Genomic DNA, 15,640 nt, shown 5'->3' on the forward strand with positions numbered 1-15,640 from the left:
GGCGGCCCTCAGCGGCCCGCGCGGCTGCGGTAGTCGGGGTAGCGCCAGCGCGCGGTGCGCCCGGCGAGGTAGACCGGGGCCACCGACTCCAGCGTGGTCGGCTGGAAGCCGAAGACGGCCGGGAACTCGCCCTCGCAGACGTTATCGGTGAGCAGGGAGCGGTAGTTGTCCAGGGAGAAGGGCTTGCCCGGTACCCACTCCAGCATCGCCGCCTGCAGCCAGGATAGCCCCTTGCCCAGCGGGATGATGGGCCGCTCGTGGCCGGTCTGCTCGCCCACGTAGCGCACCAGTTCCTGCAGGGTGTAGGTGTGCGGGCCGCAGAGGTCGTAGCGCTGGCCGATGGTGTGGCGGTTGTCCAGGGCGTGGACGAAGGCCGCCACCACGTCATTCACGTAGATCGGCTGGAAGCGGGCCCAGGCGCCGGCCAGGGGGAGGATCGGGCTGACTCGCAGCAGGCCGGCAAAGCGGTTCAGGAAGCTGTCGCCGCGGCCGAAGATCACCGACGGGCGGAAGGCGGTGACCTCCATGCCGTCGGCGTTCATCACCAGGTTCTCTGCCTCGCCCTTGGTGCGCTGGTAGTGGCTGCGACCGTTCTCGGCGTCGGCCCCCAGGGCGCTCATGTGGAGCAGCCGGCGGATGCCGTTCTCCCGGCAGGCGGTGAGCAGCCGCCGGGTGAGGTCCACGTGGGCGTGGCGGAAGCCGCGGCCGGAGTGGCCGCGCTCGTTGAGGATCCCCACCAGATTGACCACGGCATCCACACCGCCCAGGGCCTCGGTGAGGGCGAACTCGTCCTGGACGTTGACCTCCTCGACGCTGACGCCGGGGATGACGATAAGCTCCTTGTTGCGTTCCCGATTCCGGGTGAAGACGCGGACCCGGGTATTCCGGAGCTGGGCGAGCTCCTGGGCCAGATGGCGGCCGACGAAGCCGGTGCCGCCGATGATGGCAATGGTTCGCTTGGTCATGGCGCTTCCCGTTGGCCGGGCGGCATTGGAGCCGCAGAAGGGCGCCAATTCTTCCCACAACGGCGGCGAGGGTCAAGGTGGAAGCTACCCGGGCCAGGGTCCGGTGCGCTGACCCAGGGCATTGAGGGTCAGGCTGCCGTCGCCGGCCTGCGCGCTGCCCTGGAGGGGGCTGGCGGTGATGGTCCAGCCGCCGTCACCTCCCTGACCGGTCGTGACCTGGAAGCCGTAGTCATCGCCATTGCCCGTGTTCAGGCCCCCCACGCAGTTGGCGGCGCTGGTGCCGTCCGCCATGCACTGGTTGAGATCCCGCTGGAGGGCGTGGAGCCGCTCCACCGCCTCCATCCGCCGCTGCTGGGTCTGATACTGGTCGTAGGAATAGCCGGAGAGGCCGGCCAGGATGGCGACCACCGCCAGGGCGATGAGGAGTTCGACGAGGGTGAAACCGCGGCTGTTGCGGGTGGTCATGGCGCCTCCGTGCGCGTGGGTCATGCCCCGGATTCTGGTCATCCCGATTGTTCGGGGCAATCCCCTACTCTGTCTTCGGGGCCCGCACCAGCAGCGGCGCCATGCGACCGGTGAAGAGGGCCAGCGCCATCCAGGCGGCCGCCGAACCGGCCACCGCCAGCCACGGCCAGCCGGCAACATGGCCCAGGGCAAAGGTGAGTACCCCGGCGTGGGCGATCCCCTGCTGCATCCAGCTCCAGATCCCCATGGGCAGGGGGTGGCCGGTGAAGCGCGGCAGCATGTGCTCGCCCAGGCCGTAGAGGAAGAAGGTCAGAAAGCCCAGGGTGAAGAGGTGCAGGGCCGCCGGGTGGGCCGGACCGCCCGCGAACCAGCCGCCGGCGGGGAGGGCGGCGCCGGCGAGCACCAGGTAGACCACCGCCGCGGCGATGGCCGCCCGGCTGGTGGCCGCCAGCCCCAGCCCCACGTGGCGGGTAGAGGAGGCCGCCCGTTCCGGGGCGTCGGGGACCAGCGCCAGGGCCTGTTCACGGCTCTGCATGCCCACGCCGGCCAGCTCGCCGTCGATGACCGTCGCCGGCACCGAGCGGATGCGCAGACGGCGCGCCAGCTCCCGGCCCTCGGACTGGCCCATGTCCACCACGGCGAAGTCGATGGCCCGCTCGCCGGCCACCCGCTGCCAGACCTGCTCCGCCTGGTGGCAGGTGGGGCACCACTCGGAGACCAGCAGTTGGACCCGGGGTTCGCTCATGTTGATTCCCTCCGTCAGTCGGCGCAGCGCATGCACTGGACGTCGTAGCGGTCGATCCAGCCCTGCAGGGCCTCCACCGCCTCGCTGCCCGGCGTCAGCCGCTGCCAGGCCTCGTCCGGGTTGTCCGGCCGGAAGACCACCAGCCAGGCCTCGCCGTAGGGGTCGACGTTGACGATGTCCGGCTGGCGGCCCACGGCCTCGTTGATCGCCTCGATGGTGCCGTCGAAGGGGGCGGGGATGCCGCCGGCCCACTTGCCGGATTCCAGTCGGGCGACCGGTTTGCCGGCGCTCTGGTGGCGGCCGGGCTTCTTGAATTTGGCGTACTGCACCCGGCCGGCCATGGTCTGGGCCGGGTCGGTGATCCCCAGGGTGAAGCTGCCATCCTCGCGGGGCACGGCCCAGACGTAGTCCAGGTCGTACCAGCGGTCGGTGGGGATCTCACAGCCGCGATACTCGGTGGTCCCGGTGGTCCCGGTGGCGTCGGTGTCGGCATCACTCATGGCTGGGCTCCGGACGGGGCCGCGCCGGGGCGGCGCAGCACGGTGAGCAGGATGTTGGCGGCAAAGAGCGCCATGGCCAGCCACGCCAGGACCCCGCCGGTGGTGGCGATGACCCCGGGGGCGCCGAGCCAGCCGGCCAGCAGGCCCCACAGGCCCAGATGGGCCAGCCAGAACTGGGTGTCGGCCGCCCGCTCGGAGTAGAGGGCGCGGCCGGCGAAGCGCGGCAGGACGTGGAGGCCGATGCCGTAGATGTGGAACGTGATGAACCCCAGCAGCATGACGTGGCCGTGGACCCGTGGCACATTGCCGGCCATGAAGCCCGGCTCCGCCAGCCAGAGCAACCCCACGAGCCCGCCGAGCAGGCCGTGGATGAGCCCCGACAGGACGAACCAGCGATTGCGTCGATTCATGGTGATTCCCTCCTTGCGCGACCCACTCTGGACCCCGGCCCGCCCCGCGCCCTTGATCCGTATCAAGTCGGGAGGGGCCCGTGGCGGTTGATCCCGGGCTGCTGCGCGGCCAGCCGCTGCTGGAGCCCCTGGACGAGGACCAGCTCCGGCGGGTGGCGACCGCCGCCCGTCGGCGCCACCTGGAGAGCGGGGAGCGGCTCTTCGAACAGGGGGCGCCGGCGGAGGCCTTCTACCTCGTCCGCGAGGGGGCGGTGAAGCTCGCCCGCCTCTCCGAGGCCGGGGACGAGAAGGTGGTGGAGGTGATCCGGGCCGGCCAGACCTTTGCCGAGGCGGTGATGTTCATGGAGGGGGAGCGCTACCCCGTGGCCGCCGAGGCCACCGCCCCCACCGAACTCGTCGCCTTCGACAACGCCGCCTTCCGGCGCGAGGTGGCCGCCTCCCCGGAGCTGGCCCTGCGCCTGCTGGCGGCCCTCTCCCGCCGCCTCCACGGCCTGGTGGCGGAGATCGACGAACTCTCCTTCCACAGCGCCACCCACCGCCTGGTGGGCTACCTCCTGGCCGAGGCCCGCGAGGGGCGGGTGCGTCTGGCCGCCCCCAAGCAGGTCATCGCCTCGCGGCTGGGCGTTACGCCGGAGACTCTCTCCCGAACGCTGGCCCGCCTGCGCGAGGAGGGGCTGGTCCGGGTGGCGGCGGACACCGTGGATATTATCGACGCCGATGCCCTGGCCGCCCGTGCCGCTGGCAGTGATAGCCGCCGACCCTGAACGGCTTCGTCGATCCCGCAAGGCCGCCGGGTTGTCCAACGTCTCCTGCAGGCGTAGACGAGGGGCCAGGAGCCCGTCCAACCGAGGAGGACGCCATGGATCCCGATTCCCTGCTGGGGCCCGCCGCCCCCGGCCCCGAGGACCCGCTGGGGTTCTGGGCCGCCTGCCACCGGCGCATGCTGGAGAATATCGCCACCCTGGAGCGGCTGGCCGGGCATCTGCGTCATACCGGGGTCGACGATCAGGCCGCGGCCGCTGCTGACCGCGTCCGGCGCTACTTCAACGAGGCGGCGCCGCGCCATCATGCGGATGAGGAAGAGGACCTCTTCCCTCGACTGCGGTCCGCCTGCCCCGGGGATCGCGCACTGCATGCCGAGCTGGATGACCTGGCGGGGGGGCACGGGGAACTTGACCGCGCCTGGGCGACCCTGGAACCGGCCCTGGCCGCTATCGCTGAGGGGCATGAGGCAATTCTGGAGCCGGCCGAGTACGTGGCCACGGTCCGCGACCACGTTGCCCGGGAGGACGAGGTCGTTGCTCCTCGGCTGCGCGCCGCTCTCACGGCCGACGACCTTCGCGCTGCAGGCACGGCCATGGCTGCCCGGCGCGGGCTGGCGCCGCCGGTCTGAACCGGCAGCTTGTATTCCCCCGACCTTGTGCCACGCTTGGAGAGGGCACCCGGAATCCCGACTTTCGGGGTCGGGATAGGGTGCGGCCCGCCATTGCGGAAGAGGAGGAGCAACATGAAGGTGGAACGCACGGAGGACGGCCACATCCTCCTGGAACTGGAGGTGGGCGCCGGCAACAAGCTCGCCGACGAGATCCATGCCAACGCCGCGGAGATGCGCTCCCCGGTCCTGGAGCTCTCCAGCCTGCTCCGGGAGGCGCGGTACAACGCCAGCAACGACTTCCGCCAGCCCCCCAATGCCTGGGGCCCGGACGCCGTGCCGCCGCCGTCCACCGAGACCTGAGCCATCGAGACCCAGGAGGAACAGACATGCGCGTGATCAACGAGGACAAGGAGACCCTGAAGGTCTCCATCCCGCCCGATAAGGCGCAGCACCTGCTTACCGGTCTGTGCGAGGATGCCGACAAGCTCGGTGACACCGCCCGGGAGCTGGCCGAGGCCCTGGAGGCTGCCGGGGTCGAGGCCCCGGCGGAGCTGGACGCCGAGCACTTCGAGCACGTCGGCCCCAACGAGTAGTCGCCCGGCCCCGACCGCCCGGTCGGGGCTTTGTCTGTGTCCCGCCCCCTGCTAAGGTTGCCCGTCCGCGTCCCGCGCGGACCCCGACCGTTTCCGGAGTTCGATCATGCGTGAAGGCAGCCCCCACGCCCCGGTCCGCCTGACCGACTACCAGCCGCCGGCCTATCTGCTGGACACGGTGGACCTCCACTTCCAGCTCGACCCGGGCCGGACCCGGGTGCGGGCGGAGATGGCCCTGCGGCCCAATCCGGCCGCCGGCGAGCCCGGGGCACCGCTGGTCCTGCACGGGCAGGAACTGGAGCTGCTGCGCCTGGAACTGGACGGCGAGCCGCTGACCCGTGCGGTCTACAGCGTGGATGCCGAACGGCTGGTGATCCCGGAGGTCCCGGACGGGGCCTTTACCGTGGTGGTGGAGACCGCTACCCGGCCGGAGGCGAATACCGCCCTGGAGGGGCTCTACACCTCGGGGGGCAAGCTCTGCACCCAGTGCGAGCCGGAGGGCTTTCGCCGGATCACCTACTTCCCCGACCGCCCGGACGTCCTGGCGCGCTACACCGTGACCCTGGAGGCGGATCGGGCGAGCTACCCGGTGCTACTGGCCAACGGCAACCGGGTGGCCGCCGGGGAGGGCGAGGAGGGCCGCCACTGGGTCCGCTGGGAGGACCCCTTCCCCAAGCCCAGCTACCTCTTCGCCCTGGTGGCCGGGGACCTGACCTGCTGCACCGACCGGTTCACCACCGCCTCCGGCCGCGAGGTCGACCTCCACCTCTATACCGAGGCCCATAACGCCGACCGCGGCGATCACGCCCTGGCCAGCCTCAAGCAGGCCATGCGCTGGGACGAGGAGGCCTACGGCCGTGAGTACGACCTCGACCTCTACCAGGTAGTGGCGGTGGACGACTTCAATATGGGCGCCATGGAGAACAAGGGGCTGAATCTCTTCAACTCCCAGTTCGTCCTGGCCCGGCCCGATACGGCCACCGATGCCGACTACACCAACATCCAGGCGGTGGTGGGCCACGAGTACTTCCACAACTGGACCGGCAACCGCATTACCTGCCGCGACTGGTTCCAGCTCTCCCTGAAGGAGGGGCTCACCGTCTTCCGCGAGCAGCAGTTTGCCGCGGCCATGGGCTCCGAGGCGGTGGCGCGCATCGACAGCGTCGACCGGCTGCGCGGGGCGCAGTTCCCCGAGGATGCCGGCCCCACCGCCCATCCGGTGCGCCCCTCGGAGTACGTGGAGATCAACAACTTCTACACCCCCACGGTCTACGAGAAGGGGGCGGAGGTGGTGCGCATGCTCCACAACGCCCTGGGGCCCGAGGGCTTCCGCGCCGGCTGCGATCGCTACTTCGAGCGCTTCGACGGCCAGGCGGTGACCGTGGAGGACTTCCTCACGGCACTGGAGGAGGCCAACGACCGCGACCTGCGCCAGTTCCGGCGCTGGTACACCCAGGCGGGCACGCCGCAGCTGGAGGTGCGCAGCAGCTTCGATGCCGAGGCGGGGACCTTCGATCTCTGCGTGCGCCAGCACACCCCGGCGACCCCGGGGCAGCCGGCCAAGGAGCCGGTTCCCATCCCCCTGGCCCTGGGACTGGTGGGCGCCGACGGCCACGATCTGCCCATGCAGCTGGAGGGCGAGGAGGCGGCCATCCACGGCTCCCGGGTGCTGCTGCTGCGCTACGAGGAGGAGCGGTTCCGCTTCACCGGCCTCACCGAGGAGCCGGTGCCCTCCCTGCTGCGCGGCTTCTCCGCCCCGGCGGAGGTGGATTACCCCTACAGCGACGCCGAACTGGCCCATCTGGCCGGCCACGACAGCGACCTCTTCAACCGCTGGGAGGCGGGGCAGCGGCTGGCGCGCACCCACCTCCTGGCGCAGGCCGATGCCGTCCGCAGCGGTGGCGAGGCCCGGCTGCCCGGGCCGTTGCACCAGGCCATCAGCCGCCTGCTGGAGGCGCCGGCCGACGATGCCGCCCTCATGGCCCGGGCACTGACCCTCCCCGACGAGGGGCAGCTGGCGGAGTACATGGAGACCATCGACCCGGATGCCCTCCACGCCGCCCGGGAGGCGGCGCGGACCGGTCTGGCCCGGGAGCTGCGGGAGGGCTGGTGGTCCCTGCGGGAGCAGTTCCGGGATGCCGGCCCCTACCGCTTCGAGCCGGAGGCGGTGGGCCGGCGGGCGCTGGCCAATACCGCCCTGGGCTACCTCATGGCCGAGCCCGACGAGGCCGCCCGCGAGGCCTGCATGGAGCAGTTCCGTGAGGCGGATAACATGACCGACCAGCTGGCGGCCCTGCGGGCGCTGGCGGCCAGCGACATCCCCGAACGCCAGGAGGCCCTGGAGGCCTTCTACGAGCGCTGGCAGGACGATCCGCTGGTGGTGGACAAGTGGCTCGCCATCCAGGCCGCCTCGCCGCTGCCCGGGGGCGTGGAGCGGGTACAGGCGCTCATGGACCACCCCGCCTTCAGCCTCACCAACCCCAACAAGGTGCGTGCGGTGATCGGCGCCTTCGCCATGCGCAACCCGGTCCAGTTCCACCGGCCGGACGGGGCCGGCTACCGGCTGCTGGCGGACCTGGTACTGGAGCTGGACGGCCGCAATCCGCAGATCGCCGCGCGCCTGGTGAAGCCGTTGACCCGCTGGCGGCGCTTCGTCCCCGAGCGGGAGGCGGCTATGCACGCCGAACTGGAGCGGTTGCGCGAGCGCGCCGGTTCGCCGGATGTCGGCGAGATGGTCGACCGCGCCCTGGGAGACGAGGAGGCGTGAGGCGCAAGCTCTCGGCGCGCTGGTTCAGTCCCCTCTTTGCCCTGTTCATGTCGGTGCTGATGTCCTTCCTGATGTCGGCACTCATCACCCTGGTGAATCTGGGGCCGACCCCGGACTTCTTCAGCCGGTGGTTGCTCTACGCCTTCCCCTCGGCGTGGGCCATGGCCTTCCCCATCGCCCTGTTCGTGGTGCCCGTGGTTCGCCGCTGGGTGGCGCGCTTCGTGGAGCACTGAGGGCGGCGCGGCGCCTCATGCCGGACCGATGAAGGCGGTGACCTCGTCGCGGTCGTGGTAGAGGTGGTGGGCCGCCACTCGGGCCGGCGCGCCGCCCAGATGGTCTCGGACGACCTTCAGGCACTCCTCCACGGCCGCGTACCGGCGGCGCATGGGGAGCTTGAGGTTGAAGACGGCGTAGCGGCAACGGCCGGCGGCGAACCAGTCCGCCGCCAGGGCGGCGACCCGCTGGGGCCGTTCCACCATGTCGCAGACCAGCCAGTCCACCGGCCGGGGCGGGCGCCAGGTGAAGCCGTCGGCGCGGATGTGGGTGACCCCGTCGGCCGTGGCTACCTCGCCCTTGAGGGGGCCGTTGTCCACCGCCAGGACCTCCAGGCCGCGCCGCTGCAGCAGCCAGCTCCAGCCGCCCGGGGCGGCGCCGAGGTCCACCGCCCGCATACCCGGCTGCAGGGCACGGGCCCGCTCCTCGTCGTCCAGGAAGGTCTGCCACGCCTCCTCCAGTTTCAGGAAGGAGCGGCTGGGCGCTGACTTCGGCCGCTTGAGGCGGGGGATACCGCCGGGGCGGGAGTCATCCAGGCCGGCGGACGCCAGGCCGATGTGGGCGCCGTCGTCGTCCAGGAGCAGGTGCAGACGTGGGGCCCCGCTGTCCGGCTGCCATAGTCCTGCGTCGGTGAGTCCGCGACGCAGCGGGCCCTCCAGGGCGCGGGCCAGCCGCGTCCAGGCTCGCCCTGCCTCCGAATCGGGGGTCTCGGTCACCAGTTCACGGACGGGCTCGTCACCCAGCGTGGCCAGGATGGTGCTGACCCGATCCCGGTCGGGCAGGGGGACCGGCTCGGCGGTGAGGAAGGCCTGGCGGGGGAAGAGGGCGTCGGCCAGCCGCCAGTGGTCGGTGAATTCGGTGATGGCGCCGACGCTGGGGAAGAGCGTTACCCGGCCGGTATCGGCACTGGCGCGGCAGTAGCCGGGGAAGCCGATCTCCCCGGCGGCGGCCTGGATCTCGGCAGCGGTATCGCCCTCGAAGCCGGGGCGGCAGAGCAGTAGCAGACGGTCGGATTCCATGGCGCCCATTCTCGGCGATCCGGGGCTTCCTCGCACCCGCTGCCGAGGGGGAGCGCGCCGGGTTAGGATCCCGGCTGTGGATACCGGGTCCGGGAGGCTGGAGGTTGTCATGGCCGAACTGAACGAGGAACGACGTCTCGCCACCATCCGCGCGGATGCCGAGGCGGGCGTCCCCCGGGCGCGGCGGCTGCTCGCCCTGCGTATGCTGGAGGGGCGCGGCGTGGAGGCCGATCCGGCCACCGCCCTCGCCTGGCTGGAGGCCGATGGTGCTGCCGGCTACGGGGCGGCGTTGCGTACCCTGTCCGAGCTCTATGCCGAGGGTCGCCACGTGCCGGCCGACAAGGAGCATGCCCGTGCCTGCCTGCAGGCCGCGGCAGCCGCCGGGGACCGGGAGGCGAAGCGGCGGTTGGCCGAGGAAGATTGAAAAAGGTTGTTCAGGGTCGTATCTTCTTAGAGCAAGCGAACGGAGGAGCGATCATGGAAATCGGTGGTAGTGGTAATTCCATGGGCATGGCGATGCAGCTGATGCAGAGTGCCGGCGAGGTGCGCGGGCAGACGACCCAGCAGCTCTCGGTGGTGGACAACAAGATCAGCGAGTCCAAGGGCCAGGTGCTGCAGCAGGCTACCCAGGCGCAGAATCAGGCTCTGGAGCGCAAGTCCAACGTCATCGACGTCATGGCCTGACGGTCGCCCCGGCCAGCAAGGCCCAGCCGGCCAGCCAGGCGGAGCCGCCCAGCGGCGTCACGGCCCCCAGCCAGCCCTGGTCGGTGAGCGCCATGAGGTAGAGGCTGCCGCTGAACAGGACCACCCCCAGAGCGAGAAACCAGCCGGCGGCCCGGGCCATCCCGGGGCGGGGCAGTTGGGCGGCCGCCAGGCCGGCTACCACCACCGCCAGGGCGTGGGGCAGGTGATAGGTCACCGCCGTCTCCCACCAGGCCCGCCCCTGAAATCCCATGGTTCCCTCCAGCGCATGGGCGCCGAAGGCGCCGATGGCGACGCCGGCCAGTCCCAGCAGGGCGCCGGTAAAGACGAGTCGATTCATTCTTCCTCCCACCATTCAATAACGTTCCAGGGGGTGCCGTCCGTCTCCGGGTGGGCGATGTAGCGAACCGAGGCGCCGGCCGCGTGGACGGCCTCCCGCTCTTCGCTCAGCAGGGGATGCCAGTCGGGCAGGGGCCGCCCGGCGGCAAGCCGACGATAGCCGCAAGTCTCCGGCAACCAGTGGGCCGCTCGGACCCGATCGGGTGTGAGCGGCTGGCAGTCGGGGACCCGGCGATGCCGGTGGGCGTAATCGGAACAGCGCACCGTCGGGATATCGAGCAACTGGCAGGCGGCGTCGGTCTCCACGATCTCCTCGGTGTCCTCATCCGCGAGATGGACCATGCAGCAGTGCCCGCAGCCATCACACAGCGCCTCCCACTCGTCCGCATCGAGCTCTTCCAGCGACTTGGTCTGCCAGAAGGGTCGTGAGGGATCGGTGTGGGGATCGGGCTGGGTCATGGGTTGGTGACTTGCCGAGTGCGGAAACGAAAACGGGCCCGCCACTGGCGAGCCCGTCTATCCCCGTCGAAGGGGGTGATCAGGCGTAGGCGTCCACCACGGAGCCGGTAGCCGCACCGGCATCGGCCTCCTGGCGCTGGTTGCCGGTGGCCGCGGTCCCCTCGCTCTCGGTGGTCACCGAGGTGGGGGCGGCATCGCCATCCACCGAGGCGCCGCCACGGACCTGGGCCTCGTTGGGCGCCTGGATGGCGGGGCCGGCCATGGAGGAACCACTGGCCACCTGGTTGCCGGCGCCGGGGCTGGTCACCTCGGAGCCGGGCTGCGAGGGGGCCATGTACTGCCGGGCGCTGGCGCTGCCGTCGATGGGATTCATGGTGCTCTCCTGATCAACCGCTATGGGCGGTCTATTGCTACCGTTACTCGCAGTATGGTAACGCCTTCGGGACGAGTCAAGGTCGTCGTCCGCCCCTTCAGCCCTCGTGGTCGGAGACCAGCAGCCGCTCCAGCAGGGCCTTCTGGGCGTGGAGGCGGTTCTCCGCCTCCTCCCAGACGGCGCTCCGGGGGCCGTCGATGACCTCCGCGCTCACCTCCTCCCCGCGATGGGCCGGGAGGCAGTGCATGAACAGTGCCTCGGACCCCGCGGCCTCCATGACCGTGGAATCCACCTGGTAGTCGGTGAAGGCGCCCACGCGGTCCCCCTGTTCGGACTCCTGGCCCATGCTGGCCCAGACGTCGGTGACCACGAGATCGGCGCCGGCGGCGGCTTCGCGCGGGTCGCGGACGATGGCCGCGCGCGGGGCCGAGGCCAGGATCTCGGCGTCCGGCTCGTAGCCCTCGGGGCAGGCGATGCGCAGGTCGAAGTCCAGCATGCGCGAGGCCTCGAGGTAGGAGTGGCACATGTTGTTGCCATCGCCCACCCAGGTCACGGTGCGGTCCTGGAGCGGTCCGCGCAGCTCCCGGAAGGTCTGCAGGTCGGCCAGGAGCTGGCAGGGGTGATGGAGGTCGGTGAGGGCGTTGATCACCGGCACCCGGGAGTACTCCGCGAAGCGCTCCACGGTGTCGTGGCCGTAGGTCCGGATGGTCACCAGGTCCGCCATGCCGGAGAGGACCCGGGCGCTGTCCTCCACCGGCTCGCCCCGCCCGAGCTGGGTATCGCGGTGGGAGAGGAAGATGGCGTGGCCACCGAAGTGGGCCATGGCCGCCTCGAAGGAGACCCGGGTCCGGGTGGAGGACTTCTCGAAGATCATGGCTAGGACCCGGCCGCGCAGGGGCTCGTAGTGGCGCCCGCGCCGATGGAGGTCCTTGAGCTCGATGGCCCGGTCCAGCAGGCCGCGCAGCTCGTTGGCGGAGAGGTCGGCCAGGGTGAGGAAGTGGCGCAGGGTGCTCATGATTCTCCCCCCGGAGGCGCGAAGGCCTCGATGAGGTCGGCTACGGTCGTGGTAATGGTGTCCGCCTCGGCGTCGCTGAGGATCAGCGGCGGTAGTAGCCGGACCACCCGTTCGGCGGTGACGTTGATGAGCAGGCCGCGGTCCAGGCCCTGGCGGACCAGTTCCTTGCAGGGGCGGTCCAGCTCCACGCCGATCATCAGGCCGCGGTGGCGGATGTCGGCCACGGCGGGGTGGTTCCCCAGCCGGGCGCGCAGGCCGGCGGCGATGCGATCCCCGAGTTCCGCCGCCCGGGCGGGCAGCGCCTCCGTCTCCATGGTGTCCAGCACGGCCAGGGCGGTGGCGCTCACCAGGGGGCTGCCGCCGAAGGTGGTCCCGTGGCTGCCGGGGCCGAGGATCCCCGCGGCGGTGCCCCGGGCCAGGCAGGCGCCGATGGGCACACCATTGCCCAGCCCCTTGGCCAGGGTCAGGACGTCGGGGGTGACGCCGGCTCCGAGGCTGGCGAAGAGGTCGCCGGTCCTACCGATCCCGGTCTGGATCTCGTCGACCATCAGCAGCCAGTCGGCATCGTCGCAGATGGCGCGCAGCCGCGGCAGGTAGTCGGCCGGCGGCACGCCCACACCGCCCTCGCCAGTGACGGGTTCCACGAGGACGGCCACGATATCCTCGCGCCCGGCCAGCGCCGCCACGGCATCGGCGTCGCCCCAGGGGACGCGCTCGAAGCCGGCCACCAGGGGCTCGAAGCCGCTCTGAATGGCCGGATTGCCGGTGGCGGAGAGGGTGGCCAGGGTCCGGCCGTGGAAGCTGCCCTCCATGACGATGACCTTGGGCTCGGCGATGCCGCGCTGGCTGCCGGTCCGCCGGGCGATCTTCAGCGCCGCCTCGTTGGCCTCGGCGCCGGAGTTGCAGAAGAAGGCGCTCTCCATCCCGGCGGCGCTGGTCAGCCGCTGGGCCAGCCGCTCCTGCAGCGGGATCCGGTAGAGGTTGGAGGTATGGACCAGCCGGCCGGCCTGGTCGCAGACGGCGGCGGTCACCGCCGGGTGGGCGTGGCCCAGCCCGCACACGGCGATGCCGGCGATGGCGTCCAGATACTCCCGGCCCTCGGTATCCCACAGGCGGGCCCCCCGACCCTCTTCGAAGGCCACGGGCAGACGGGCGTAGGTGTTCATCAAGGCATCCGTCATGGAAGGCTCCCGAAAAACAAAAATGGCAGTCCCCCGGGGGACTGCCATTGGGCAGAGGATGGATTCTATCCCCTGGTCGGGCGGGGTGCAAACCCCGCCCGGCGGGCGCTGTCAGCCGCCGAAGTTGGAGGCGACGAAGTCCCAGTTGACCAGGTTCCAGAAGTTCTCCACGTACTTCGGCCGCGCGTTGCGGTAGTCGATGTAGTAGGCGTGCTCCCAGATGTCGATGGTCAGCAGCGGGGTGTCACCGTCGCGCAGCGGGTTGCCGGCGTTGGAGGTGTTGACGATCTCCACGCTGCCGTCGGCCTTCTTCACCAGCCAGGTCCAGCCGGAGCCGAAGTTGCCCACGGCCATCTCGGAGAACTTCTCCTTGAAGTCGGCAAAGGAGCCGAACTTGGCGCTGATGGCATCGGCCAGGGCACCGGCGGGCTCGCCGCCGCCGTTGGGGCTCATGCAGTTCCAGTAGAAGGTGTGGTTCCAGACCTGGGCGGCGTTGTTGAAGATCCCGCCGGCCGGCGCCTTCTGGATGATCTCCTCCAGGGAGGCGTTCTCGAACTCGGTCCCGGGGATGAGCCCGTTGAGCTTGGTCACGTAGGTGTTGTGGTGCTTGCCGTGATGGTACTCCAGGGTCTCCGCGGAGATGTGGGGTTCCAGGGCGTCCTTGGCATAGGGGAGATCGGGAAGCTGGTGCTCCATGGTGTGAGGCTCCTCGTGTCTTGTTGCGGTGGATGTTCGGGTTGCGGCCCCTGCCGGATGGGGGCGGGGGCCGCCGGTTTCAAGCCGGAATCCTGATTATAGGAGTAGAGAATAGGGTGAGGGTAGGGGCCGGCGGTGTGGCGGGATGATCCCGGCCGGTCGGCGGTGTAGCCTGGCGCCCTCATCTCGGAGGGAATCATGGACGCAGTGGAGCTGGGACTCTTCGCCGGCCGGATCGGCGCGGTGTGCGACGAGATGGGGGCGGTGCTGCGCCGCGCCGCCTTCTCGCCCAACATCCGCGACCGGCTGGACTTCTCCTGCGCCGTCTTCGACGCCGAGGGCGAGCTGGCGGCCCAGGCCGCCCACATCCCGGTCCACCTGGGCAGCATGGCCTACGCCATGCGCGACCTGGTGGGGCGCATGGGCTGGGCGCCGGGGGACCAGGTGGTGGTCAACGACCCCTTCCTGGGCGGCACCCACCTCCCCGATGTCACCCTCATCGCCCCGGTCTTCGCCGAGGGGAGGCTGGTGGCCTTCGTCGCCAGCCGCGCCCACCACGCCAATATCGGCGCCGACGCCCCCGGCTCCATGCCGCTCTCCCGGACCCTGGAGGAGGAGGGGGTGATCCTGCCCCCGGCCCACCTCTGGCGGGGCCGTGAGCGCGAGGCCGCCCCCTGGGAGGCCATCGTTGCCGCCACCGGTGGCGGCCCGGAGGTGGAGGGGGACTTCGCCGCCCAGGCCAGCGCCAACCGCGCCGGGATGGCCCGGCTGGAGGCGCTGGTGGCGGAACTCGGCGTTGAGGGCCTGGCGCGCTCCCTGGCGGCCCTCCAGGACTACGGCGAGCGCATGAGCCGGGCCTCCCTGGCCGACCTCCCGGCGGGGCAGTACGCCTTCACCGATTACCTGGACGATGACGGCGCCGGCCAGGTGGACCTCCCGGTCCGGGTCGCCCTGGACATCACCGCCGAGGGGGTGGCCGTGGACTTCGCCGGCACCGCCGGCCAGACCCCGGGGAACGTCAACTGCCCGCTGGCGGTGGCGGCGGCGGCGGTCTTCTACGCCTTCCGCTGCCTCATGCCGGCGGGGACCCCGGCCTGCGCCGGCGCCTTCCGGCCCATTCGCCTCACCGCCCCCGAGGGCTGCCTGGTCAACGCCCGCCGGCCGGCGGCGGTGGCCGCCGGCAACGTGGAGACCAGCTCCCGCGTGGTGGACGCCGTCCTGGGCGCCCTGGCGCAGGCCATTCCCGGGCGCATCCCCGCGGCCAGCCAGGGGACCATGAACAATGTCGCCATGGGCGGGGTCGGGAAGGAGGCAGGGAGCGGCTGGCACTACTACGAGACCGTGGGCGGCGGCATGGGGGCCGGGCGCGATGGCGGCGGCCTCTCCGGGATCCACAGCCACATGACCAACACCCTGAACACCCCGGTGGAGGCGCTGGAGATGGCCTACCCCCTGCGGGTGGCGGCCTACCGCCTGCGCGGCGGCTCCGGCGGGGCCGGGGCGCGGCGGGGCGGGGACGGCCTGGAGCGGAGCTACGAACTGCTGGCGCCGGCCCGGATCACCCTGCTCACCGAGCGCCGTCGCCACGCCCCCTGGGGCCTGGCCGGCGGGGCCGACGGCGCCCCCGGCGAGAATCGCCTGAACGACACCCCCTTGCCGGGGAAGACGACCTTCACTGCCAAGGCCGGCGACCGCCTGACCATTGCCACCCCGGGCGGTGGCGGCTGGGGCCGGCCGGCCGGGATCAACGAGGAGCCCTGAAT

General features: G+C 71.3%; 21 protein-coding genes. 9 read left to right on the plus strand and 12 right to left on the minus strand.

Going from position 1 to position 15,640, the window contains the following annotated elements; all coding sequences use genetic code 11:
• Positions 1-8: 8 nt before the first annotated feature.
• The 5 genes from BM272_RS04985 to BM272_RS05005 form a co-directional block, all read right to left on the minus strand.
• Positions 9-965, minus strand: a complete 957-nt coding sequence (locus tag BM272_RS04985) for a complex I NDUFA9 subunit family protein (protein ID WP_093427656.1) — start codon at positions 963-965, stop codon at positions 9-11.
• Between the two features lie 84 nt (positions 966-1,049).
• Positions 1,050-1,430, minus strand: coding sequence for a type IV pilin protein (locus tag BM272_RS04990; protein ID WP_159433023.1), 381 nt, complete (start codon positions 1,428-1,430; stop codon positions 1,050-1,052).
• A 64-nt stretch (positions 1,431-1,494) separates the two neighbouring features.
• Complete coding sequence (locus BM272_RS04995; protein WP_093427658.1) at positions 1,495-2,175, minus strand: thioredoxin family protein; 681 nt, start codon at positions 2,173-2,175, stop codon at positions 1,495-1,497.
• Between the two features lie 14 nt (positions 2,176-2,189).
• The gene (locus BM272_RS05000) at positions 2,190-2,675 is read right to left on the minus strand and encodes a biotin/lipoyl attachment domain-containing protein (RefSeq protein WP_093427659.1); all 486 of its coding nucleotides are present in this window, start codon (positions 2,673-2,675) and stop codon (positions 2,190-2,192) included.
• Positions 2,672-3,085, minus strand: coding sequence for a hypothetical protein (locus tag BM272_RS05005; RefSeq protein WP_093427660.1), 414 nt, complete (start codon positions 3,083-3,085; stop codon positions 2,672-2,674). Before BM272_RS05005 ends, BM272_RS05000 begins: the two co-directional genes overlap by 4 nt.
• An 80-nt stretch (positions 3,086-3,165) precedes the next feature.
• Between BM272_RS05005 and BM272_RS05010 the strand changes: the two genes are divergently transcribed.
• The 6 genes from BM272_RS05010 to BM272_RS05035 all read left to right on the plus strand — a co-directional run bounded on the left by BM272_RS05010 (position 3,166) and on the right by BM272_RS05035 (position 8,053).
• Positions 3,166-3,849: a Crp/Fnr family transcriptional regulator gene (locus BM272_RS05010; protein ID WP_240308024.1), complete on the plus strand. Its 684-nt coding sequence runs from the start codon at positions 3,166-3,168 to the stop codon at positions 3,847-3,849.
• 95 nt (positions 3,850-3,944) lie between these two features.
• On the plus strand, positions 3,945-4,478 hold the full coding sequence (locus BM272_RS05015; RefSeq protein WP_093427661.1) for a hemerythrin domain-containing protein: 534 nt from the start codon (positions 3,945-3,947) through the stop codon (positions 4,476-4,478).
• Positions 4,479-4,592: 114 nt separating this feature from the next.
• Positions 4,593-4,820, plus strand: a complete 228-nt coding sequence (locus BM272_RS05020; RefSeq protein ID WP_093427662.1) for a hypothetical protein — start codon at positions 4,593-4,595, stop codon at positions 4,818-4,820.
• Between the two features lie 26 nt (positions 4,821-4,846).
• Entirely contained in the window at positions 4,847-5,053 is a 207-nt protein-coding gene (locus tag BM272_RS13760; RefSeq protein ID WP_093427663.1) for a hypothetical protein, read from the plus strand.
• Between the two features lie 106 nt (positions 5,054-5,159).
• Positions 5,160-7,820, plus strand: coding sequence for an aminopeptidase N (gene pepN, locus BM272_RS05030; RefSeq protein WP_093427664.1), 2,661 nt, complete (start codon positions 5,160-5,162; stop codon positions 7,818-7,820).
• Positions 7,817-8,053 (plus strand): DUF2798 domain-containing protein, encoded by a 237-nt coding sequence (locus BM272_RS05035; protein WP_205407749.1) that lies wholly within the window; start codon positions 7,817-7,819, stop codon positions 8,051-8,053. The genes pepN and BM272_RS05035 overlap by 4 nt, the downstream gene beginning before the upstream one ends.
• A 15-nt stretch (positions 8,054-8,068) precedes the next feature.
• Here BM272_RS05035 and rlmM read toward each other — a convergent pair whose 3' ends face one another.
• Positions 8,069-9,112 (minus strand): 23S rRNA (cytidine(2498)-2'-O)-methyltransferase RlmM, encoded by a 1,044-nt coding sequence (rlmM, locus tag BM272_RS05040; RefSeq protein ID WP_159433024.1) that lies wholly within the window; start codon positions 9,110-9,112, stop codon positions 8,069-8,071.
• A 109-nt stretch (positions 9,113-9,221) separates the two neighbouring features.
• Here rlmM and BM272_RS05045 point away from each other — a divergent pair, with 109 nt between their 5' ends.
• Together BM272_RS05045 and BM272_RS05050 are read left to right on the plus strand one after the other, a co-directional pair.
• On the plus strand, positions 9,222-9,536 hold the full coding sequence (locus BM272_RS05045) for an SEL1-like repeat protein (protein WP_093427666.1): 315 nt from the start codon (positions 9,222-9,224) through the stop codon (positions 9,534-9,536).
• A gap of 53 nt (positions 9,537-9,589) precedes the next feature.
• A complete protein-coding gene (locus tag BM272_RS05050) occupies positions 9,590-9,796 on the plus strand; it encodes a hypothetical protein (RefSeq protein WP_143613161.1) in 207 nt (68 codons plus the stop codon).
• Here BM272_RS05050 and BM272_RS05055 read toward each other — a convergent pair.
• The 6 genes from BM272_RS05055 to BM272_RS05080 form a co-directional block, all read right to left on the minus strand.
• Positions 9,786-10,154 carry a DUF423 domain-containing protein gene (locus BM272_RS05055; RefSeq protein WP_093427668.1) on the minus strand — a complete coding sequence of 123 codons (369 nt, stop codon included), beginning with the start codon at positions 10,152-10,154 and terminating at the stop codon, positions 9,786-9,788. The two genes, BM272_RS05050 and BM272_RS05055, sit on opposite strands and share 11 nt — an antisense overlap.
• Positions 10,151-10,612 carry a YcgN family cysteine cluster protein gene (locus BM272_RS05060; protein WP_093427669.1) on the minus strand — a complete coding sequence of 154 codons (462 nt, stop codon included), beginning with the start codon at positions 10,610-10,612 and terminating at the stop codon, positions 10,151-10,153. Before BM272_RS05060 ends, BM272_RS05055 begins: the two co-directional genes overlap by 4 nt.
• A gap of 79 nt (positions 10,613-10,691) precedes the next feature.
• Positions 10,692-10,985 carry a hypothetical protein gene (locus BM272_RS05065; RefSeq protein WP_093427670.1) on the minus strand — a complete coding sequence of 98 codons (294 nt, stop codon included), beginning with the start codon at positions 10,983-10,985 and terminating at the stop codon, positions 10,692-10,694.
• 97 nt (positions 10,986-11,082) lie between these two features.
• Positions 11,083-12,000: an ornithine carbamoyltransferase gene (gene argF, locus BM272_RS05070; RefSeq protein ID WP_093427671.1), complete on the minus strand. Its 918-nt coding sequence runs from the start codon at positions 11,998-12,000 to the stop codon at positions 11,083-11,085.
• On the minus strand, positions 11,997-13,181 hold the full coding sequence (locus BM272_RS05075; RefSeq protein WP_093427672.1) for an aspartate aminotransferase family protein: 1,185 nt from the start codon (positions 13,179-13,181) through the stop codon (positions 11,997-11,999). The genes argF and BM272_RS05075 overlap by 4 nt, the downstream gene beginning before the upstream one ends.
• A 111-nt stretch (positions 13,182-13,292) precedes the next feature.
• A complete protein-coding gene (locus BM272_RS05080; protein WP_093427673.1) occupies positions 13,293-13,877 on the minus strand; it encodes a superoxide dismutase in 585 nt (194 codons plus the stop codon).
• 198 nt (positions 13,878-14,075) lie between these two features.
• Here BM272_RS05080 and BM272_RS05085 point away from each other — a divergent pair, with 198 nt between their 5' ends.
• Positions 14,076-15,638, plus strand: a complete 1,563-nt coding sequence (locus tag BM272_RS05085) for a hydantoinase B/oxoprolinase family protein (protein ID WP_205407750.1) — start codon at positions 14,076-14,078, stop codon at positions 15,636-15,638.
• Positions 15,639-15,640: the final 2 nt, after the last annotated feature.

Origin of the sequence: Thiohalospira halophila DSM 15071, from assembly GCF_900112605.1 — a bacterium.
GTDB classification, from domain to species: domain Bacteria; phylum Pseudomonadota; class Gammaproteobacteria; order Thiohalospirales; family Thiohalospiraceae; genus Thiohalospira; species Thiohalospira halophila.